This window comes from Micromonospora zamorensis, assembly GCF_900090275.1.
In the GTDB taxonomy this organism is placed as follows: Bacteria; Actinomycetota; Actinomycetes; order Mycobacteriales; family Micromonosporaceae; genus Micromonospora; species Micromonospora zamorensis.
The window spans coordinates 4,732,133-4,753,064 of the sequence record NZ_LT607755.1; the positions used below are offsets into that span (position 1 = coordinate 4,732,133).

A 20,932-nucleotide genomic window follows, 5' to 3' on the forward strand; every position below is an offset into this window, starting at 1 on the left:
TCGCACCATGCGGCTGAGTCCGGACGAGGTCGAGCTGTTCGAGCACTCCAGGGCCCGCCTGGAGGCGATCGCCTATCGCCTGCTGGGCTCGGCCAGCGACGCCGAGGACGCCGTCCAGGACACGTTCCTGCGCTGGCAGGCCGCCGACCGGGAACGGGTCGAGACACCCCAGGCGTGGCTGACGAAGGTGCTCACCAACCTGTGCCTCAACCAGCTCACCTCGGCTCGGGCCAGGCGGGAAACCTATATGGGCACGTGGCTGCCCGAGCCGGTTCTCGCCGGGGACCGGATGCTCGGCCCGCTCGACACCGCCGAACAGCGCGAATCGGTCTCGATGGCGGTGCTCACCCTCCTGGAGCGGCTGTCCGCCAACGAGCGTGTGGTGTACGTGCTGCGGGAGGCCTTCGGCTACTCGCACGGTGAGATCGGCGAGATCCTCGGCCTCAGCGAGTCGAACTGCCAGCAGATCTACCGGCGCGCCAAGCAGCACGTCGCCGCCGAGCGGGCCCGCGCGGAGGTCGACCAGGCCACCGCGCGGAAGATCGTCGCGGAGTTCCTCACGGCGGCCCAGCACGGCGAGATCCAGCGGCTGGTCGAGTTGCTGACCGACGACGTGACGAGCACCGGTGACGGCGGCGGCAAGATCCCGGCCCGGACCACGCCGTTCTCCGGGGCACTGGCCGTGGCGAAGTTCCTGCGCGGCCTGTTCAAGCCCGCCGACGCCAAGCGGGACCTGATCGGCGGCAGTCCCGCCCTGTACGTCGCGGTCGTCAACGGCAGTCCGGCAGCGGTGGTCGTGATGGACGACCGGGTCATCGGTGTCATGTCCCTGGAGGTGACGCCCGAGGGGGTCGCGGCCATCCACACCCAGGTCAACCCCGACAAGCTCGTGCGCGCCACCCGTCAGTGGTCCGCCGCCGACCACGGCGAACCCCTCATGCACGTGTGGTGACCCAGGTCATAGCCGGTGCCTGTCAGGAATCACGTCGCTGTCCGGTTCAGGAAGCGACCACCGCCGAGACAGGAGTGACACCATGAAGCACCGCATCGTCGTCCTCGGGGCCGGCTACACGGGAGCCGTCGCCGCCGGGCGTCTCGCCAAGCGACTGCACCCCGACGACACCGAGATCACCGTCGTCAACGCCGACCCCGATTTCGTCGAGCGGGTCCGCATGCACCAGGTCGCCACCGGGCAGGACCCCGAGCGCCGCCCGCTGAGCAAGGTCTACGCCGGCACCGGCGTCACACTGCGACTGGCGCGGGTCACCGCCGTCGACGCCGACCGCAGGTCCGTCGCGCTCGCCGACGAGCACGGCACCGACGAGATCGCCTACGACACGCTCGTCTACGCCCTCGGCAGCACCGCCGCGGACCATGGCGTTCCCGGCGACGCGGAGCACGCGTACGACATCGCCGGCAGGCCGTCGGCGGTGCGGTTGCGCGACCGCCTCGACCAACTCTCGGCCGGCGGGACCGTGCTCGTCGTCGGCGGGGGTCTCACCGGCATCGAGGCGGTCACCGAGATCGCCGAGGCCCGGCCGGACCTCGACGTCGCGATCGCCGCCCGTGGCGTCCTCGGTGACTGGCTCAACGAGAAGGCGCAGCAGCACCTGCGGAGGGTCTGCGACCGGCTCGGCATCACCGTGCACGAGCACGCGGACATCGCGCGGGTCGAGGCGACCGTTGCGGTCACCGCCGACGCCCGGGTGATCCCGGCCCAGGTGACGGTGTGGACGACCGGCTTCGCCGTCCACCCGATCGCCGCCGCCACGACCCTGACGGTCGCGGCGACCGGCCAGATCATCGTCGACGCATCGATGCGCTCGGTCTCACACCCCGAGGTGTACGCGGTGGGCGACGCCGGACTCGCCGAAGGCGCTGGCGGCAAGCCATTGCGGATGTCCTGCGCCTCGGGCATCCCGATGGCCTGGCAGGCCGCCGACGCCATCGCGGCGCGGCTGGCCGGTCGGGAGAAGTTCCCCAAGGCCCCGCTGCGTTACTTCAACCAGTGCATCAGCCTCGGCCGCCGCGACGGCATCATCCAGTACGTGACCGCCGACGACAGGGCCAAGCCGTCCTTCCTCGCTGGAAAGCTGGCGGCCCGCTACAAGGAGATCGTCTGCAAGGGCGCGGCCTGGCAGATCTCGCACCCGGTGCTCTACCCGGTGCGCCGCCGGCGCATCGCCGCGACCCGGACGGAGACCGTCCCGACGATGTCGTGAGGCGTCAGGAGAACGTCCGACGCGCCCACGTACGGAAATCGGTGGTGGGCAGGCCGAGGGCGCGGGTCATCTCCGGTCGGGCGGGGCTGCCGTTCTCGTTGATCTGCTCCACCGCGTTGACCATGGCGGGCAGCAGGCCGCGCTCGACGGCCTGCTGCGGGGTGAGCACGGGCGCGGTGACCGCCCGGCCGGTGACCTCGCTGAGGAGGGCGGCGATCTCGGTCATGGTGAGCAGGTCGCCGGCGAGTTCGACGTCCAGGCCGTCGAGCCTTCCCGGGTTGGTGAACGCGGTCGCCGCGGCCTCGCCGATGTCGTCGACGGCGATCCACGGAAGCCGCGTGTCCGCGGCGAAGCCGGTGATGATCGTGCCGCTGGACCAGTCGCCGAAGAGGTAGGACCAGCCGACGAGGTTCTCCATGAAGGTCGAGGGCTTGAGGACGGTCCAGTGTGCGAAGCCACCGGAGCGCACCATCTCGTCGATTTCCGCCTTGCTCTCCCAGTAGTGCCTGTCCCACCGGCCCTCGGCCCATCCGGGCTGGTTGCGGTGGAAGTCGCCGGCACCGGAAACGCTGCTGTGCACCACGTGCGACACGCCGGCCCGGCGCGCCGCCTCGACGACGTTGCGACCGCGGGTCACCTCGGCGTCGCCAGACATGTTCGTCACGTCGGGATACGGGATGGAGAAGAGGCCGTCCATCCCGTCCGCCGCGGCGAGCAGCGACTCCGCGTCGTCCAGGTCGCCCTTGACCAGTTCGGCGCCCCGCTCCCGCAGAGCCTTGGCGCTGTCGCTGCCCGGGTCCCGGACCAGGGCACGGACCGCGACGCCCCGGGCAAGCAGCGCGCGGGCCGTGGCCCCGCCCTGCTTGCCCGTCGCGCCGATGACGAGAACAGCCATGATGCCTCCCCAGAACCAAGTGGGGTGTCCCCCCACTTTCTGTCGGCTACGATATGGGGGACCACCCCACTTTGGCAAGGCGGACCATGAGAGCGGACGCACGGCGCAACTACGACCTCATCGTCTCCGCGGCCTCCGAGGCGATCGCCCGCGACGGCGCGTACGCCTCGCTTGAGGAGATCGCCCGGTCCGCAGGAGTGGGCTCGGCGACCCTGCACCGGCACTTCCCGTCCCGCTGGTCCCTGCTCCAGGCCGTCTTCCGCACCTGCGTCAGCAACCTGGCGGCCCGCGCCGGAGACCTGCTGACCGCGCCGGACGCCCTCGACGCGTTGACGACCTGGCTGCACGAGGTCACCGCGTACGCCACGACAACCCGCGGCCTCGCGGATTCGCTCCTGAACGAGCCCACCGAGGAGACCGACGCCTGCGGCGCGACGCTCGTCGCGGCCGGTGAACCGCTGCTGCGCCGAGCCACCGACGAGGGTTCGATACGCCCCGACATCACGATGGCGGACCTGATGATGCTCGCCAACGGCATCTCACTCGCGGCGCAACCAGCAGGCGCGGCCAAGGCGGGACAGCTGCTGACCCTCGCCCTGGAGGGGATCCAGCCACCCCGGCGGTGACGGGCCTCCAAGGCGGTGGCCGCCGGAGCGGCTGATTCACCCGAATCGGTCCGCGCCGGCATGCGCGTCCAGGTCAGCGGTCGGTGGCGCACAGCGCCGTCTCGACGCTCCGGTTCACCGCGCCGAGCATCTGCTCGCTGGTCGGCAGGCCGGTGACGGCGACGACGGCGCTCCGGCCGTCCCTGGTGGCGAGGTTGCGGGTCTCGAAGCCCTGGATGTCACCGCCGTGACCCCAGGCGTAGCCGCCGCAGGGCAGCTCGTACCGGGCGACACCAAGCCCGTACGCGTACTCCCCGGCCGGCTCGAACCCGGGCGCGGGCACGGTCGTCATCAAAGCCGTCTGCTGCGCGGGCTTGAGCAACCTGCCGCCGACCAGCGCGTCGAAGACGGTCCGCAGCTCGTCCGGCGTCGACACCAGTTGGCCGGCGGACCAGCCCAGGGACGGGTCCATCTTGGTGACGTCCACCCACGGCGCGCCAGGCGCCACCGCGACGTAGCCGTGCGGGTGGGTGCCACGGAGCCGCTGCTCCCCGACGCCCGGCCAGTAGGTGTCGCGCAGACCGAGCGGCCTGATGATGCGGTTGGTGATCTCCTCGCCGATCGGACGTTCGGTGACCTGCTCGACGACGAGCCCGGCGAGGACGTAGTTGGTGTTGCTGTACTCCCACTTCTCCCCCGGCGCGAAGTGCGGCGCGCCGGTGAGCGCCGCGTCCACCAGCCGACGCGGCTCGTAGTACGAGTGGCTCTTGTCGATCAGGTCCTGCGATCTGGTGAACAGCACGTCGTCGTAGTCCGGCAGACCGCTGGTCTGTTGCAGCAGCTGTCGTACGGTGATCCTGCCGCCGTCGTTGCCGTTGCCGCGCACGACCCCGGGCAGGTAGTGCTCGACTGTGGCGTCCAGGTCGATGCGGCCCTCGCCCACCAGTTGCAGGACGACCACCGCGGTGAAGCTCTTGGTGTTGCTGCCGACGCGGACCTGGCCGTCGCGGGGAACCGGGCGGCGGGTCTGGAGGTCACCGACACCGGCGGTGTAGTCCCGGACCCGCCCGTCGGCCCCCCGCACTGAGGCGAGTACGCCGGGGAAGCCGCTCTCGCTGACCAGGCCGTCCAGTTGTCGCTGCACGACGTCGCGCGGGCCGTCGCGCCGGGCGGTGTCGGCGAATGCCGAAGGGCCGGTCAGGGCGGCGCCGACGGTGACGGCGGCCAACGCGGCGGCGGCCATCCGCACCGTGCGACGGCGGCGGGAGGGATCGTTCGGTGTCACGGGCATGATGACTCCTCGGTATCGGAAACGCTTGACACCATCAATGGTTCAAGAAGTCCGATACCTGGACGATCCCTCCTGCTGCCCTCCTTCGGTACAGCCTGCGCTACCCCGGCCGGTCGGTGATCAGTACCTGACCTGGCCCCCGACGAAGGGTGACGCCTCGCTCGGCCGGCCGTCGACCGTCGCGCCAGCGAAGGCGAGACTCGGCGCGAGGTAACGGTTGTTGTCTGCCGGGAAGTTGAGCACCGGTGTCGACACCTCGTCGAGCCGTGCCGTCTGCTGCGGCGACAACCGCACGTCCACCGCGGCCAGGTTCATCTTGAGTTGATCGAGGCGTCGCGCCCCGATCAGCACCGAGCTGACTCCCGGCCGGGCGCCGACCCAGGCCAGTGCCGCTGCCGCCGGTGTCACCTCGGCATCCCTCGCGACCTCGTGGAGGGCGTCGATCACCTGCCAGTCACGCTCCGCGGGACTGCCCACCAGCCCGGCACGTGTCGTGTCGACGGTGCTGTTTCCACGGACGAACTTGCCGGAGAGCCAGCCGCTCTTGAGCGGGCTCCACGGCAGTACGCCGAGACCGTGCTCGGCCGCCATCGGGATGAGTTCCCCTTCGACCGTCCGTTCGAGCAACGAGTATTCGAGTTGCATCCCGATCGCAGGAGTCCACCCACGGAAGTGCGCGACGACCTGCGCCTCGGCTGCCTTCCACGCGGGCAGGTCCGACAGGCCCACGTACCGGATCTTGCCGGCCGTGACGAGGTCGTCGAGGGCTCGCAGCGTCTCCTCGACCGGGACGCCCCGGTCCCAGTTGTGCAGCCAGTAGATGTCCAGGTAGTCGGTGCGCAGCCGGCGCAGCGACTCCTCGGCCTGGGCGACCACGGCCTTGCGCCCGGCGCCGCCACCGTTGGGATCGCCGGCGAACAGGTTGCCGAAGAACTTGGAGCCGAGGACGACCCGGTCGCGCAGTCCAGGCCGAGCGGCCAGGTAGTCGCCGATGATCTTCTCGGAGTGCCCGTTGGTGTAGATGTTGGCGGTGTCGATGGAGTTGCCGCCACGTTCCAGGTACTCGGTGATCATCGCCTCGGACTCGTCGACCGGGGCACCCCAGCCATGGTCCTCGCCGAAGGTCATCGCGCCCAGGGTGTAGGGGCTGATACGCAGGCCAGAGCGGCCCAGTGTGATGAAACTGTCGAGTGGCATGCCCCCAGTGCACACCTGCGGGCCTCCGACCGGGTAGATCAGAACTGGCAGCGCGTTGCCCGATCCTGCCAAAGTCGGCAGGATGAGCCCCATGAGCGCGCTGCCCGAGATCCGCGACCTGGTGCTGCGCCACGCCGGCCGACCCGCACCGGGCGGCCTCGTCCTGCACCGCAGCGACTCCCCCACCGAGCCGATGCCGTCGCAGTCCGCGCCGGTCTTCGCTCTGATCGCACAGGGCGCGAAGTACGCGATACTGGGCGAACGGGTCTTCTCGTACGGTGCCGGGCAGTTCGTCGTCGCGTCGACGGAGCTCCCGGTGATCGCCCACGTCAGCGAGGCCAGCCCGGCCACGCCGTACCTGGTGCTGGGCCTCGCTCTGCGCCCGCCACTGATCGCGGAGCTTCTGCTGGAGACTCCACCGTCGCGAGGCGAGCCGGCGGCAGGCATAGCGGTCAGCACCGCGAGCGACGACCTGCTCGACGTGGTGGTGCGGCTGCTGCGACTGCTCGACCGCCCCGACGACCAGCGCGTGCTGTGGGCGGGGGTGGAACGCGAACTCGTCTGGCGGTTGCTGACCAGCGAGCAGGGTGGCACGGTCCGGCAGATCGGGCTGGGCGACGGCAACATCGTGCAGATCGAACGGGCGATCCGCTGGATCCGCGAGCATCACGCCGACCTGTTCCGCGTCGAGGACGTGGCGCGCGCCGCCGGGATGAGCGTGACGTCGCTGCACCGCCACTTCCGGGCCGTTACGACCATGACACCCATTCAGTTCCAGAAACTGATTCGGCTCCAGGAGGCACGGGCCCGACTGCTGGCCGAGCCCGGTGACGTGGCGGGCGTCGGGTTCGCTGTCGGCTACGAGAGCGCGTCGCAGTTCAGCCGCGAATACCGGCGACTGTTCGGGCTCCCACCGGGGCAGGACGCGGCCCGCCTGTCCCGCGTCGACCCGGCGCAGCTCGCCGACGTGTGAGGGTGCCACAGGGGGGTGGCCGGCTGGTCCGGTGGCAACGGGGTGGTGCCGGCGTTCGACCCGTCGAGGGTGACCGTGGCCGGCGGCGCGGCCGGCCTCGCCCCGACGAGCGTGATGCCTGTGAGTCATCAAGATGACTCACAGGCATCACTCACTCAGGGGAACCACTGGGTCAGCAGCGTGCCCAGCCGCTAGAACCCGTCCCACTGGCGGGCCGAGCACTTCCAGGTCTTCCCGCCATCCTGCGAGATGCAGACCACGAGGAGCGTCCCGAGGAAGGGAACGCTGACGGTGAAGATGTGAGCCCTGGTCTTCGCGTACACGACTCCGGAGTTCTCGGCGATGTCGGCCAACGCCCACCCCGGGTCCGGTCCCTTCACCGTCGCCACCCGGCGCAGCGAGTCGACGTCCTTGCCGTCGAGGAGCATCTCGACGTCCTTCGCCGAGGGCTCGCCCTCGCCAACCAGCGTCTCCACGGCGGACGGGCCATCCACTGTGACTCCGTTGGCCTTCTCGAAGGCCGCCTTCGTCCCGCCGATCGTGGTGTCGCCGCCAAGGTCGAGGGTGATGACCGGTTCGCCCGTCCGGCGCGACAGCAGGCATTCCCAGACGGACTTGCCCGACGCGACGCACATGGTCAGGCACCAGTCCCGACCGCCGGGCACCGACGAGGCGAAGATCAGCGACGTGGTCCCTGTCCCGCTGTCACCCTTGCCGTCGTACGCGCCGTCGGCCAGGTCGGCCATGGTCGTGCCGAGGATGTCCCGGCCGCCCGGCATCGTGCCCACGACCTTGACACCGTCGACCTTCTCACCGGCGACGAGCGCCGCGAGCTGGTCGCTGGTGAGGTCCCGGCCTCCCGCGTCGACGGCCAGCACCTTGTCCAGGTCGCCGACGGGCCGGCCGGTCAGGTCCTCGAACTGTTGGAGCATCGTCCGCGGCGCACCGGGGTGGTCGGTGATCGCCGTCCGGGCCTCACCCTCGGCGGCCTGCGACGGAGCGTACGAAGCGGTCAGCCCGACGATCAGGGCCGTGGTGATGATGGTGACGCGCCTGGTGATGTCCCGCAGAGTTGTCATCCTGTCCTCATCTCGGTGATCGGTGTCGGCGGAGTGGGACGGGCTACCAACGACACGTGACGATGTCGCCGAAATCGTTGGGGGACCCCACGTCGCAGTGGTCGTCGATCCACTCACCGATCTCGCCGATCGTGTCCACGATCCAGGCGAACACCGACTTGATCGCGCCCCAGATGCTGAAGTAGACGACTGTCGTCTCGGGTGTGCCGCCGGCCTCGTCGATGACGTCCTTCGTCGACATGGCGGCCTCGGGCTTCTCGATGATGTCCAGCACCCGTACCCCGGTGTCGTCCTTGCCGGCCAGCAGCGCCGCGACCTGCTCCGGGGTCCTCTCCTTGCCATCGTCGACCGCGACGATCGCGCGGTCGACCAGCACCTCCCGGCTGCCGCTGACGGCCTGGGCGATACCAGCGATCTCGCCCACCGTGAGGTCGTTGCCGAGCGCGGGACCGGTGAACCGCCGGGCCGACACCGCACCGGCCGGATCGATCTGGATCTCGCCAGCCCTGATCATGTCGTCCGCCCCGAACGGGTCCCACGCGAACGTCCACTGCCCGCCTTCGCAGCGGAACTGGCCGTGCTCCCGGCCCTCAGGCTCGGTCTCGGTGCGGACGATTCCGCCGCGCTCGTCGACGTGCTGGACCACGCAGTCGGTGCCTTTTGTCGGCGGCTTGTCGGGCCGGGCCACGGCTGCGGAGGACATGGCCAGCACCGTCCCGCTGACCACCCCGATCACCGCGAGGCGGTGTGCCAAACGCTTCATCGAACGCTCCATTCCTCGGAAAGAATCTGGTGTCCGAAGAGTGGCGGGCCGCGCTGAAGCGGCCCGGAAACGGCGCTGAAAGCGGGGGTACGTCAGTGGAGTCGACTGGCGTCGAGCTGTGCCAGGTCGGCACGGATCGCGTCGGCGTCGGCGTCGCCGAGCTCGTCGAGGATGCTCAGGGCCCGGCGCCACGCCACCCGGGTGGCACCGAAATCGGCGAGGGCCCGGTGGCTGCCGCCGAGATTGACGTACGTGCTCGCTTCGGCGTACCGGTCGTTGACCTGCGTGAAGAGGTCGAGGGCGTGCTCGTAGCAGGCGATCGCTCGCCGGTCGTCGCCGAGCTGGTGGTGGGCGTGGCCGAGGCTGTCCCAGGTGTCGGCCTGCCCCTGGACGTCGTCCACCTCCTGCAACATCCGCAGCGCCTCGCCGCATGATTCAAGGGCGTGGTGGTAGTTGCCGAGCAGCGCTTCCTGCCAACCGACAGCGTTGAGGGTGTACCCCTGCCCGGCCCGGTTTCCGGTCCCCCGGAACAGGGCCAGCGCCTGCCGGGAATGGCGCAGCGCCTGCTGGTGCTGCCCCTGCCGCTCCGCCAGTTGGCCGAGGTTGAGGCAGGTGTGTGCCCGGCCGGCGTCGTCGCCGACGTCGGTGAACAGATCGAGCGCGCGGCGCAGGTGGTCGTCGGCCTCGTCGTACCGTCGAAGCCTTGAACAGGCGAGACCGAGGCTGCGGTGCGCGTGGCCCTGCCCGGTCTGATCGCCGATGCGGGACGCGGCGGCCAGAGCGATGCGTTGCGTGCCCAGCCAGTCCTGCCAGTGCCCCTGCCGGTGCAGGAAGCCGGCCATGGCCCAGGCGAGCCGCCAGGCGTGTCCCTCGAACCCGGCCCGTGCCGCCAGTGGCACGGCCGCGAGCAGAACGGGAACCTCGGCGGTGAACCACGCCGTGGCGGCCAACTTGTTCTTGGGCCGTTCCGGCGTCACGCCCGCTCGCGGTGGCGGGAGGCTGATGTCGCTGAAGTGCGGGTGCAGTGCCAGGTCGGCCGCGTGTGCGGTGTGCAGGCAGTGGTCGAGCAGTCGGTGGACGGCGGCATCACGCTCGGCCGGTGCCTCGGCCTCGTCGGCGAGGCCGGCGGCGTACGCGCGCAGCAGGTCGTGGAACGCGTAACGCCCGTACGTGTGCTCGGTCAGAAGGTTCGCCCGGGTCAGCTCGGTCAGCAGCGGACCGCTCGCCTGCGGGGTGATCCCGGCCAGGCTGGCCACGGCCGGGACGGAGACGTCCGGGCCGGGATGCAGGCTCAGCAGCCGGAACAGCCGGACCGCCGGTGGGCTGAGCGTTCGGCACGACCAGGAGAAGACCGCCCGGACGTCGGTGGCCTCGTCACCGCCGTGGAAGGCGCCCAGATCGCCCAGCTCACCGGCGACCGCCGCCAACGAGAAGTGCCGGTTGGTGGCGGCTCGGGCCGCGACGATGGCCAGGGCGATGGGCAGCCGCGCGCAGCGGTCGGCGATGTCGTCGGCCGCGCCGGGTTCGGCGGCGATCTGGCGCGCCCCGAGTCGGCGGGCCAGCATGTCGCGCGCTTCGCCGGGGCTCAGCAGGTCGAGGGGCACCGGTTGGTCGACCAGCTCGTCGACCGGAACCTGGTCTTCCGCCGGGTCGATCCGGTGGACCGCCGCCGCATCCGGGCCTACCTGACGGCGCGCGGGCGTGCCGAGCACGGGCGGGTGGACGCCCTGGTCCGCGCCGACCTGGCCGGGCTGCTCATCGGCGACGACGACACCCTCGCGCAGCGCCTCGAAGACCTGATCGACGGGCTGGACCCGGCCCGCCGCCGCATGCCGGCCCGAACGATCTGAAGCTGCCCTCACCTCCGGCGGCAGCCTCCTGCCGGCGACATTTCCCCGCCCAAACAATTGCCCGTCCCCAACTGTATTGGTGCCGTCGGCACCAATACAGTTGGGGACGAAGTGTGAGCTACGCGATTGCCAGCCGGGCTGGGTCCGACGTTCCTGGGTTGGCGGCGACCACGACGTCCGTTGACCATGCGTTGCCGGCCAGGATGCCATTGTTGCGGAAAGCCGACACAGTCCCGTCAGAGTTGATACGAACGAACTCCGCCAAACCATCATTGTTCAAGTCAGCGAACCTCATACGAAGCGGATCCGTCGTACCAGGGCTGGCGGCGATCACCACTGCCGCTGACCATGCATTGCCGGCCAGGATGCCATTGTTGCGGAAAGCCGACACAGTCCCGTCAGAGTTGATACGAACGAACTCCGCCAAACCATCATTGTTCAAGTCAGCGAACCTCATACGAAGCGGATCCGTCGTACCAGGGCTGGCGGCGATCACCACTGCCGCTGACCATGCATTGCCGGCCAGGATGCCATTGTTGCGGAAAGCCGACACAGTCCCGTCAGAGTTGATACGAACGAACTCCGCCAAACCATCATTGTTCAAGTCAGCGAACCTCATACGAAGCGGATCCGTCGTACCAGGGCTGGTGGCGATCACCACTGCCGCTGACCATGCATTGCCGGCCAGAATGCCATTGTTGCGGAAAGCCGACACAGTCCCGTCAGAGTTGATACGAACGAACTCCGCCAAACCATCATTGTCCAGATCAGCGAACCTCATACGAAGCGGATCCGTCGTACCAGGATTGGTGGCGATCACCACTGCCGCTGACCACGCATTACCGGCCAGAATGCCATTGTTGCGGAAAGCCGACACAGTCCCATCAGAGTTGAAACGCACCAGCTCTGCATCGCCATCGCCATCGAGATCCGTGCTTTGGGAATCCGACACGGCGTTTCCAAAGCCCGCCTCCCACTGCTCCACCGTCTCTCCGCGGAGGACGCTGAGCAGCGCCTGCTTGTTTTCGAAGCTCTCCACCTGGTCGCGGTCTTCGCTCAGATGAATGTGCCACAGGTGCGAGGAGTCGGATGTGGCCGTCTGGTTGTAACGAAAGTCGTAGCCCTCCACTGAGGTGTCACTGTCGGCCTGGCCGAAGAACTCGCGCCATCCGTTCAACCGTGGATCATTCGGATCCTGACCCGACGCCAAGAGGCGACTGGAATAACGGGCGATGTTGGTGTAGTTGGAAACCGCCGCCGTCACGTCAGCTGGAAGCTTCTGATCTGCATTCGGGTCGACGGAGAGCGCGGCCAAGGAAAGACTCTGGGCCTCGGGAAAAGTCCAGTCGTAGGCGGCGGTCTTGTCTGACGGGCCGCCCTTGTCCTCTGCGTCACGGACGGAGTAGTTGTCTGAGTCGTTGGCGGCCCGGGTGTTGTGGTAGCCCGGCTTGTTGACGTAAGTCCCGCCGTTCTGCGTGCCCGGTTCGAGTTCGAGGAGTTCTTCCATCAACCACCAGGAAGCAGCCGTGATCCTCGCCGGATTCGGGTTGGCTGCCGCGCTTGCCGAGACGGGTGCCACGACGATGCAGGCTACGGTCGTCGCCGAAACGGTTATCAACGCGCTCCAGAGCTTCAGACCGCGCTTCTGTCGCCACCGTTCGTTCACTGGTCGACGGGTCATTCTTTTCCTTTCGGCGGTGACTCGGTGTGATCAAGCGGCATTCAGGGTGAGACAGCAGAATAGATTGACTCACCTCAGCCCGATTGGCGCGCCCAGGGTGGACATTAATTGATCCGACACGCCGACAGCAATGAATTTTCGATTCCATGTCGGCGGCTCGATCAATCAAATCCAAGGGGCGATCTGAGCAGTACAATACGGCCTCGCCTCACTGGCTGGCAAGCCCTCTCCCGCAACATTCGAAGCCCAACCACTGGGCTGCGGAGGAGACTAAATCTATCTAAAATAAGCCAAACCGGCGGGACGTCAGGTAACGACGGGAGACAATGATCACGCAGGCGGGCACGCGAGACATGGCGGCGCCGCTTCCGAATGAAGTCGCGCGGATCGCAATTAAGCATGCGCCGAAAGGGCGTCGACGAACTGATAGCGTGCGGTCGAAATCCTTTGACCGGGACTGGGGGATGCTGGTATGGAACTATCGACCTCTTCGGTGTCAACCGGCGAAACCCTTGAAGCCATCGTCGCCCGTGACGCAGACAAGCTCGAATGCCTCGTCGAAGCTGTCGATTACCGCCACCAGGGCATCGACAACCTTCAACGCTAGATCGACAGCTCCCGTGCCGCACTCACCACGACATCCGCCCAGCGCCTGGCTACTTTACAGCTCAACCCTATTCCTCGCATTCGGTGCTCTCGTCCTGATTGGAAGAAGCTTTATGGGGATCAATTGCTTCGAGGGCCCGACCTAGAAGGCATACGGGCACTAAGAGCGGAAGCGGCTCGCTGATCGGACTCCGACAACCATGCAGCGTAAACCCGTAAAGTTGTCGCCCCTCCCCCGCCGTGCCCAAGCCTGCCAGCGACGGTCCGAACATCCACACCGGCAGCGATCAGTTCGGTTGCCGAATAGTGTCTTAAGGCGTGTAGGTTCGTCGCGACCCCAAGGCGAACGGCCATCCGGCTGAAACGTTGGGTGGCCGTGTCCGGCACAAGCGGCGTACTACCGTCCGGATCCGGCGAGAACACGTAACCGTCAGCGGGCAGCGACAGACTGAGAGTCGACGCACGAGCCTCGCAGCGCGCCAGCTGTTCGCGCAACACCGCTATCGTCTCCACGTCCAAGGCCACCCGCCGCTGCTGGTGCGTCTTGGTGTCCTTCTCCCGCAGCTTCCCCGTGCCGTCCACGTACAGGGCGCTCCGCAGCGTCAGAACGGCCCCGTCCAGGTCGACGGCAGACCATCGCAGCGCACACAGCTCACTCCGTCGTGCCCCTGTCGTCATGGCCACCCACACGAACGCGCCCCAGTCTGGGTCCTTCCACGCCTCAGTGACCAACCGAGCCGCTTCCGGGGCCGATGGTGGGTGTGGGTTGGGCTGAGGCAGCCCAGGCTTTTCCGCTTGATCTGCCGGGTTGACGGCGATCCAGCGCCACCGGACGGCCCGGTTCAGGGCACCGGACAGGATCCAGTGAATCTGCCGAATCGAGGCCGGTGCCAACGGCTTGCACTCATGCGGCCGGCACTTGTCGGTGCAGTCGTGCGGCCCTACCTTCCGGTGCTCGATGGCCTTCCGCGCGCCTCCACAGTGGTCCCGGCACTTCCGCAGCACCGCGTAGAACGACTCCAACGTCTCGGCGTCCAGTCGGCCCACCGGCAGCTTGCCCAGCAGCGGCCGGACGTGCTTGTTCAGCTTCCTGACGTATCCCTGCCGGGTCGACGTCTCCACGTCGAGCACTTCCAACCACCGGTCAAGCAGCTGATCGACGGTGGCACGGGTGCGCGGGTTGCGCCGGTCGTCCACCTGGGCGAGGAAGCGCGTACGCGCCTTCTCGGCTTCCTTCCGGGCGGTCGGGCCGGGCGGGACGGTCTCGGTCAGGTAATGCCGCTTCTTGGTGATGGGGTCGATGCCCGCGTAGACCTTCACCCTCAGTGAACCGCTGGGCAGCTCTTCGATCTCGCCGCGCTGGCGCTTCGCGCGCCCCGTCGATGTCCCCATGGAGACGACCGTAGCTCGCTCGCACCACGCGTAGCCCCACGGAAAGATCGCTGACCTAGCATTTGTGCTGGTGGGGCGGGCGGGGCTCGAACCCGCGACCGAGGGATTATGAGTCCCCTGCTCTAACCGGCTGAGCTACCGCCCCTCACACCGCGCCGGATCTTATCCCGCCCGGTGGATCACGGGCCAGCAGCGATCCGGCTCCACCTCATCACCGCCGTCGTCGCTTCAACAGCACGATGGGCAACGCGAGGATAACAGTGAGCAGCCAGCCGACTGCGATGACGCCCCAGAACCAACCCTCGCTCGGCTCACTGTCGTCGACGAACATGCCGATGGTCAGCAGCAGGCAGAAGCCGCCCATCAGCAGGGTGCCCAGCCCGCTGAGCACCATCACCGGGATCTCCCACCAGGATCGTCCGCTGGGTTCAACCTGCTCGGCAACTGGTCTGGGCTGCGGGATCTGGTCCGGTGTGCGGGCCGGCATGCTGACGTGCCGGTCGGCCGGCACCCGGGCGTCGATGATCTGGGCTGCCTCCGGGGGCAACTCGAACAGGGTCGGCTCGATGTCCAGCACTATGGCGTCCGCGCCGATCAGTTGACGCGCGCCGTCCGGCCAGGTGAGCAGGGCGGAGCAGTCGTCGTAGCGGACGGTCAGCGGCCGCTGCCCTCTGAGGTAGCTCACACCGTCCGTGCCGATACGGAGCCCACCGGCACCCTCCTTCGACGCGTACGTCGTGCCATCAACGACGCCGGCGGAGTGGGTGGGCGCGGCGACGAAGCCCGCCCAGTCGGCGGTGTGGCCGCCGGGCACCATCAGCAGCGCCGAGGCCGTCACCTCGCCGGCCACCTCGTGCAGGTCGGCGAGGCTGACGGCCTTCAACTCGGCCCGGTGCTCGTCGATGGTGGAGTTCGGGTGCCCGGTCAGCACGTTGAGAGCGTACGAGGGCAACCGCGCGGCATCGACCTCGGCGGTGCCGAGGACGTCCGCCCGCTTGGCGACGGTGGCGTCCAGGTCCGCCTGCTCGATCCGCCCCACTCGCATCTTTGCCAGTACGTCGACGAAGCCGCCGAGCACCGCGTCCTGCTTCTCCGGCAGCGCGTCGGCGAGTGCCCGCAGCATGGCGTACCCGTCGCCGCGGGGCTCGTAGCCCGTCGTGGTGGCGTAGGAGAGGCCGGCGTCCTGGCGCAGTGACCGGTACAGCTCGCGCTCCAGCACGCCGGCGAAGATGTTCGCGGCGGTGCTCCGTCGTACCACCGAGTCGAGCACCACGGCGCGGGCGCCGTTGACGAAGTAGGCAGGCGTCTGCGGCAGCGCCGACGACGCCACCGGGACCGGCTGCCGGACCCCGGTGGGAAGTGCCAGCCGTAGCCCGGCGGGCACCCGGTCACCGGCGATCCAGAGCACGGCGTTCTCCCGGGTGAACCACCGGGCCGCCCACTCGCGCAGGTCGTCGGTGGTGAGCGCGCCCAGCCCCCACTCCGGGTAGCTGCTCAACCCGAAGTCCCGGGCGCCGTGCCGCCACAGAGGGATCTCGTCGATCGCGGTGGCGCCCCGGCTGCTCCACTCGGTACGCAGGATCTCCTTCTCGACGTTGAGCCGGGCTGTCGGCAGGTCGGAGAGGTGCCCGCAGACGGCGGTGAGGAAAGAGGCGATGTCCGCCTCCGAGCCCTGGGTGTGGAACATGGTGAACGCGGGGGCCGTCGCACCGTTGACGTGGTAGTCGGCCAGACCGAGCGGTGCGAGCGCGAGGTGCTCGACGAGGTGGGTGACGCCGGCGCGGGCGAGGGTCTCGTCGGCGGTGCCGACCCGGAAGGTCAACCCGGCGTGCATCGGCCCTCCGGTGGGGGCCAGCAGCGTGGGCACGCCGTCCACGTCCAGGTGCTGGATCACGACTGGCCACCCTTCGCGTACGCCTCGGCACGGTACTCCGTGAAGCCGTCGACCCCACCGACGTAGTTCCAGGGGTACTTCGAGCCCAGGTTGCCGAGGGCGGTGAACTGGGTCGCGGCGGCGACCCACTGGTCGGTGAGGCAGAGCATGAGCGCGAAGGTCGAGCGGACCCAGACCCAGCCGGCCCCGTGGGTGAACGCCGGGTGCAGCACGGACCGTTCCGCAGCCTGTGCGATCTCGTCGATCACCGCCGGCTGTGCCAGGTAGTCGGCGCTCTCCTGGTCGTCGTCGATGTCCAGCCAGCGTTCCAGGTGCGCGTCGGCGATCAGTACGGCGTTGGGTGCCCCGTCGGGCGCGGTCCGGGCGCACTCCCGGGCAAAGGCGAACATCCGGTCCCAGTCGCCGCTCCACTTCGGGCAGAGCTGCTGGAGCAGGCTGGTCTGTGCGGGCAGGTGGTGGGGGTGGTGATGGGCCAGGCGGTCGTAGCGGCGGCGCGCCTCGGACTGGCCCAGCTCCAGACCACGGGCGATGGCGAGTCGCTCGGTCCAGGCCGACGGGTCGTCCGGGTACCGGGCGGTGACGTCGATGAGCACCTGCTCGGCGCGACGCAGGTGCTCGTGGAACTGGTCGAACTGGGACCGGCTGACATGTCGGGCCCGGTCGGCGCTGCGGATCCGCCAGCCGTCGCAGATGAGGTGGGTGCCGTGCAGGGTGCCGGCCAGTTGATCGGTGGGGTCGTCGTCGTACACGTGATGCAGGAACGCCCCGGACCCGACGTGGTCGCCGGCCTCCCTGACGAGCAGTGTGTGGAGCGCGGGGTCCCGGTCGGCGAACAACGCCTGCACGGCGGGCCAGTCGGCGGCGTCGAGCGCCTTACGCAGGTCGTTGACCTCGGGGTACGCGGCACCGGCGTCGAAGGTGGGGGCCGGTAGAGGGGCGGGCATGGCGGCGATCATAGATGATCAATTACGGCTGTGGGGTCCTCGTTTGAGGCGGGGCTCAGCCGGCGCGCAACTCCTCCAGCACCTCTCCGGCGGCGCGCCAGCCGCTGGCGAGAGCGCCCTGGATGGACGGGCTGTCGCGGTGGTCACCGGCCACGAACAGCCCTTCTCCCAACGACACGGGCTTGCGTAGCCGCCCCTGCGGTGGTGGCGCGGCGGGCAGCGCGTTCGGGACGGCCACTGTGGTGAGGTGTGTCCAGTCGGCGGTGGAACGGCCATACAGCCGGGTCAACTCGGCCCGTATGGTCGCCTCGGGTGGGGCGCTCGGGCCGACCACCGACGTGGCGACGAGGTGTCGTCCGGTGGGCGCGTACGTCGGGGCGGCGTTGCTGAGCACCACCGTGTTCGCCACGATCTCGCGCCGGTCGCCGTCGACGAGCAGGATCGGTTCGGTCAGCGGCGGCTCGGGCGCGCTGTGGTAGTAGGTGGTGTAGCTGTGCATCCGTACCGTGGCCAGGGTCGGCAGCAGCGCGGACGCGGCGGGTGGGTCGACGGCGACCACGACGGCCCGGCAGCGGATGTCGCCGGCCTGGGTGCGGACCCGACCGGGGGCGACTTCGGCGACCGGCATGTCCAGGTCGAGCAGGTCGGCGGGGAGCGGGTCGGCGATGGCCCGGGGCAGCGCGGCCATTCCCTCGGCGGGCAGGCCGATGCGGCCGCGGGCGAACGACCGCAGCACCATCGCGAGGACGTGGCTGGACGTGGCCAGTTCCTGGTCGATGAACACACCGGACAGGAACGGCCGCAGCAGCTCCTCGATGATCGCGTCGGAGAGGCCCGCCCGGCGGAGCGCGGTCTCGGCGCTGGTCTCCGGTGCGGCGAGCAGCCGGGACGTGGGCAGTGTGGCGCAGCCGGTGGCGAGCGCGGCGAAGCGCAGCCGGTCGCGCAGGGAGCCGATGCCGGCGAGCGCGGTGCCGGGGGCGCCGGTCGGCTCCCGCAACGGGTTGACCAGCCGCAGCAGGTCGTCGCCCTTGCGCACCAGCACGCCGGAGGTGAAGTACCCGAGGTCGAGCCGGTCGGTGTCGAGCAGCGTGCCGAGCCGGGGGTAGGCGGTGTTGAGCACCTGGAAGCCCCGGTCGACGAGGTGTCCGTCGACCACGTCGGTGGCGACCCGGCCGCCGAGTCGCCCGCTGGCCTCCAGCAGCCGCCAGGGCACGCCGGCGCGGTGCAGCCGGCGGGCGGCGGCGAGGCCGGCCAGGCCGCCGCCGACGATGACCACGTCGGTCTCAGCCAGCATCGCGCGCCTCCCGCTCACCGTTCGCCCGGGACAGCCGGCCCGGCCACCAGATCTTCGGCCCGATGTCGTACGCGAGTGCGGGCACCAGCAGCGACCGGACGATGATCGTGTCGATCAGTACCCCGATCGCGACCGCCGTACCCAACTCGACGAGCACCACCAGGGGCAACACGGCGAGGGCGGAGAAGGTCGCGGCGAGCACGATGCCGGCGGAGGTGATCACCCCGCCGGTGACGGCCAGGCCGGCGAGCACACCGGCGCGGGTGCCGCGCTTGACCGACTCCTCCCGGACCCGACTCATCAGGAAGATGTTGTAGTCGATGCCGAGCGCGACCAGGAACACGAACGCGAACAGCGGGAACGACGAGTCCACGCCGGGAAAGTCGAAGACGTGGCGGAACAGGATCGCGCAGAGGCCGAGTGTCGCCCCGAAGCTGAGCAGCACGGTGGCGATCAGCAGCACCGGGGCGATCAGCGCGCGGAGCAGCAGGGCCAGGATGACCGCGATGACCACCAGCACCACCGGGATGATGACGTTCTGGTCGCGCTTCGCGGCGTCCGAGGTGTCCACGTTGATCGCGGTGAAGCCGCCGACCACGGCGTCCGCGCCGGGCACCTGGTGTACGGCCACCCGCAGCTCGCGGAGGGTCCGCTCGGCGCCGTCGCTGTCGGGTGGGTCGGCCAGGGTCGCCTCCAGCTGGACCCGCCCGTCGACGACCTTCGGGGTGGCGCTCGGATCGGGTGGGCCGGTCTGCGGGCCGGTGGAGAGCGGGCGGACGTCGGCCACGCCGGGCACGCCCTGCGCCACCTGGGTGACCTGCCGGGCGGTCTGTTCGGTGGTGAAGATGGTGGCCGGGCTGCCCGTGCCGGCCGGGTAGTGCCGCGCGATCACCTCCTCGCCGTCGACCGAGTCGGTGCGCTGGGTGAACAGGTCGGACTGGCCGAGGGTGGTGGCGCCGAGCTGGGTGAGCCCGAGCGTGAGGACGGCCAGTACGACCGCGGTGCTCAGCCAGATCGGTCGGGCGTGCCGGGCCACGAAGCCGGCGATGCGGCTCCAGATGCCGTGCTCGGCGCGTGGGTCGGCCTGATCCTCCCGGGGCCGTCGGGGCCAGAACGCCCAACGGCCGCCGAGCACCAGCAGCGCGGGCAGGAAGGTGAGCATCACCAGCAGGGTGGCGCCGATGCCGATGGCGGCGACCGGGCCGAGCGCCCGGTTGGAGTTGAGGCTGGACAGCAGCAGGCAGAGCAGGCTGACGATGACCGTGCCGCCGGACGCGATGATGGCCGGCGCGGCGCCCTTCCACGCGGTGCGCATGGCGGCCCAGGGACGGTCGTGGCGGTGTAGCTCCTCCCGGTAGCGGGCGATCAGCAGCAGCGCGTAGTCGGTGCCCGCGCCGAAGACCAGCACGGTGAGGATGCCCTGGGCCTGCCCGTTGAGCTTCACCACGTCGGCGTCGGCGAGCAGGTAGACGAACACCGAGGCGAGGGCGTACGACATGCCGGCGGCCAGCAGCGGAAAGATCCAGAGCACCGGGCTGCGGTAGACGACCAGCAGGATGATCAGCACCACGACCAGGGTGACCAGCAGCAGTGGCCCGTCGATGGCGGAGAACACCTTGATCAGGTCGGCGAGCAGGCCGGCCGGTCCGGAGACGTCCACGGTGAGGCCGTCCCGGTCCCCGCCGGTGATGTCGCGCAGCTGTTCGACGACAGTGCCGATCTCCTCGCCCTCGGCGTCGTCCACCGGTACGACGATCTGGAGTGCCTGGCCGTCCTCGCTGGGGATGGGCGGGGGCAGCGGGGCGACCACGCCGGGCACCTGGGCGAACCGGGCCGCGTCGGCGCTCACCCGCTGCCGGTCGGCGTCGGTGATCCCGGAGGGCCGCTCGTAGACGACCAGAGCCGGGATGGTCTGCCGGTCGACGAACTCACCGGCGAGATCCTGGGCGCGGGTCGCCTCGGCGTCAGTGGGCAGGAATGCGGCGTTGTCGTTGGTGGCGACCTCGCTGAGGCGCCCGGCGTACGGGCCGGCCACGCCGCCGATCACCAGCCAGGCCAGCACGACCGCCACCGCGATCAGCGTGGCCCTGCCGCCTCGTCCGGACATCCGCACTCCACCCCAAGGATCGACGCATGAATCGACGCAGCGGGAACCTGAGCGTCGACATCGACCATCCTGCCGCTCAGGCAGGCCGAGGGAGGGTGAAACCGGGGCCGAGCACACGAAAACGCCCGTCGGCCGGAGG

At 69.4% G+C, this 20,932-nt stretch carries 17 protein-coding genes, 1 tRNA gene and 2 pseudogenes; 6 read left to right on the forward strand and 14 right to left on the reverse strand.

What is annotated here, in order from left to right:
* The first annotated feature begins 7 nt into the window (after window positions 1-7).
* Complete coding sequence (locus GA0070619_RS20785; RefSeq protein ID WP_088949614.1) at window positions 8-952, forward strand: RNA polymerase sigma-70 factor; 945 nt, start codon at window positions 8-10, stop codon at window positions 950-952.
* 82 nt (window positions 953-1,034) lie between these two features.
* Window positions 1,035-2,222, forward strand: a complete 1,188-nt coding sequence (locus GA0070619_RS20790) for an NAD(P)/FAD-dependent oxidoreductase (RefSeq protein WP_088949615.1) — start codon at window positions 1,035-1,037, stop codon at window positions 2,220-2,222.
* Window positions 2,223-2,226: 4 nt separating this feature from the next.
* On the opposite strand, the gene GA0070619_RS20795 is transcribed toward GA0070619_RS20790, so the two are convergent.
* On the reverse strand, window positions 2,227-3,117 hold the full coding sequence (locus tag GA0070619_RS20795; protein WP_088949616.1) for an NmrA/HSCARG family protein: 891 nt from the start codon (window positions 3,115-3,117) through the stop codon (window positions 2,227-2,229).
* An 86-nt stretch (window positions 3,118-3,203) separates the two neighbouring features.
* On the opposite strand from GA0070619_RS20795, the gene GA0070619_RS20800 reads away from it, so the two are divergent.
* The gene (locus GA0070619_RS20800; protein WP_197699557.1) at window positions 3,204-3,743 is read left to right on the forward strand and encodes a TetR/AcrR family transcriptional regulator; all 540 of its coding nucleotides are present in this window, start codon (window positions 3,204-3,206) and stop codon (window positions 3,741-3,743) included.
* 73 nt (window positions 3,744-3,816) lie between these two features.
* On the opposite strand, the gene GA0070619_RS20805 is transcribed toward GA0070619_RS20800, so the two are convergent.
* The gene (locus GA0070619_RS20805) at window positions 3,817-5,013 is read right to left on the reverse strand and encodes a serine hydrolase domain-containing protein (protein ID WP_088949618.1); all 1,197 of its coding nucleotides are present in this window, start codon (window positions 5,011-5,013) and stop codon (window positions 3,817-3,819) included.
* 120 nt (window positions 5,014-5,133) lie between these two features.
* Window positions 5,134-6,210 carry an aldo/keto reductase gene (locus GA0070619_RS20810; RefSeq protein ID WP_088951937.1) on the reverse strand — a complete coding sequence of 359 codons (1,077 nt, stop codon included), beginning with the start codon at window positions 6,208-6,210 and terminating at the stop codon, window positions 5,134-5,136.
* Between the two features lie 91 nt (window positions 6,211-6,301).
* On the opposite strand from GA0070619_RS20810, the gene GA0070619_RS20815 reads away from it, so the two are divergent.
* Window positions 6,302-7,183: an AraC family transcriptional regulator gene (locus GA0070619_RS20815; RefSeq protein ID WP_197699558.1), complete on the forward strand. Its 882-nt coding sequence runs from the start codon at window positions 6,302-6,304 to the stop codon at window positions 7,181-7,183.
* A gap of 191 nt (window positions 7,184-7,374) precedes the next feature.
* Here GA0070619_RS20815 and GA0070619_RS20820 read toward each other — a convergent pair whose 3' ends face one another.
* The 3 genes from GA0070619_RS20820 to GA0070619_RS20830 form a co-directional block, all read right to left on the reverse strand.
* The gene (locus GA0070619_RS20820; RefSeq protein WP_088949620.1) at window positions 7,375-8,262 is read right to left on the reverse strand and encodes a hypothetical protein; all 888 of its coding nucleotides are present in this window, start codon (window positions 8,260-8,262) and stop codon (window positions 7,375-7,377) included.
* 43 nt (window positions 8,263-8,305) lie between these two features.
* Window positions 8,306-9,025, reverse strand: a complete 720-nt coding sequence (locus tag GA0070619_RS20825; protein WP_088949621.1) for a hypothetical protein — start codon at window positions 9,023-9,025, stop codon at window positions 8,306-8,308.
* Window positions 9,026-9,117: 92 nt separating this feature from the next.
* The gene (locus GA0070619_RS20830; RefSeq protein WP_197699559.1) at window positions 9,118-10,629 is read right to left on the reverse strand and encodes a tetratricopeptide repeat protein; all 1,512 of its coding nucleotides are present in this window, start codon (window positions 10,627-10,629) and stop codon (window positions 9,118-9,120) included.
* 3 nt (window positions 10,630-10,632) lie between these two features.
* Between GA0070619_RS20830 and GA0070619_RS20835 the strand changes: the two genes are divergently transcribed.
* Complete coding sequence (locus GA0070619_RS20835; RefSeq protein WP_197699560.1) at window positions 10,633-10,875, forward strand: hypothetical protein; 243 nt, start codon at window positions 10,633-10,635, stop codon at window positions 10,873-10,875.
* 118 nt (window positions 10,876-10,993) lie between these two features.
* Here GA0070619_RS20835 and GA0070619_RS33565 read toward each other — a convergent pair whose 3' ends face one another.
* The gene (locus GA0070619_RS33565; protein ID WP_231927496.1) at window positions 10,994-11,860 is read right to left on the reverse strand and encodes an FG-GAP repeat domain-containing protein; all 867 of its coding nucleotides are present in this window, start codon (window positions 11,858-11,860) and stop codon (window positions 10,994-10,996) included.
* Window positions 11,849-12,511, reverse strand: a pseudogene (locus tag GA0070619_RS33570) (hypothetical protein); the annotation flags it as partial. The pseudogene GA0070619_RS33570 and the gene GA0070619_RS33565, both read right to left, overlap by 12 nt.
* 520 nt (window positions 12,512-13,031) lie before the next feature.
* Between GA0070619_RS33570 and GA0070619_RS34145 the strand changes: the two are divergent.
* A pseudogene (locus tag GA0070619_RS34145) lies at window positions 13,032-13,346 on the forward strand (hypothetical protein); the annotation flags it as partial.
* On the opposite strand, the gene GA0070619_RS20845 reads toward GA0070619_RS34145, so the two are convergent.
* The 6 genes from GA0070619_RS20845 to GA0070619_RS20870 form a co-directional block, all read right to left on the reverse strand.
* Window positions 13,283-14,554, reverse strand: coding sequence for a tyrosine-type recombinase/integrase (locus GA0070619_RS20845; RefSeq protein ID WP_088949624.1), 1,272 nt, complete (start codon window positions 14,552-14,554; stop codon window positions 13,283-13,285). The pseudogene GA0070619_RS34145 and the gene GA0070619_RS20845 overlap by 64 nt on opposite strands.
* Before the next feature lie 68 nt (window positions 14,555-14,622).
* Window positions 14,623-14,699: transfer RNA gene (locus GA0070619_RS20850), tRNA-Ile, on the reverse strand.
* 66 nt (window positions 14,700-14,765) lie between these two features.
* Window positions 14,766-16,448: a M16 family metallopeptidase gene (locus GA0070619_RS20855; protein WP_088949625.1), complete on the reverse strand. Its 1,683-nt coding sequence runs from the start codon at window positions 16,446-16,448 to the stop codon at window positions 14,766-14,768.
* On the reverse strand, window positions 16,445-17,392 hold the full coding sequence (locus tag GA0070619_RS20860) for a hypothetical protein (protein WP_157744066.1): 948 nt from the start codon (window positions 17,390-17,392) through the stop codon (window positions 16,445-16,447). Before GA0070619_RS20860 ends, GA0070619_RS20855 begins: the two co-directional genes overlap by 4 nt.
* 55 nt (window positions 17,393-17,447) lie before the next feature.
* Window positions 17,448-18,686 carry an NAD(P)/FAD-dependent oxidoreductase gene (locus GA0070619_RS20865; RefSeq protein ID WP_088949627.1) on the reverse strand — a complete coding sequence of 413 codons (1,239 nt, stop codon included), beginning with the start codon at window positions 18,684-18,686 and terminating at the stop codon, window positions 17,448-17,450.
* Window positions 18,676-20,793 carry an MMPL family transporter gene (locus GA0070619_RS20870; protein WP_088949628.1) on the reverse strand — a complete coding sequence of 706 codons (2,118 nt, stop codon included), beginning with the start codon at window positions 20,791-20,793 and terminating at the stop codon, window positions 18,676-18,678. Before GA0070619_RS20870 ends, GA0070619_RS20865 begins: the two co-directional genes overlap by 11 nt.
* Between the last annotated feature and the right edge of the window lie 139 nt (window positions 20,794-20,932).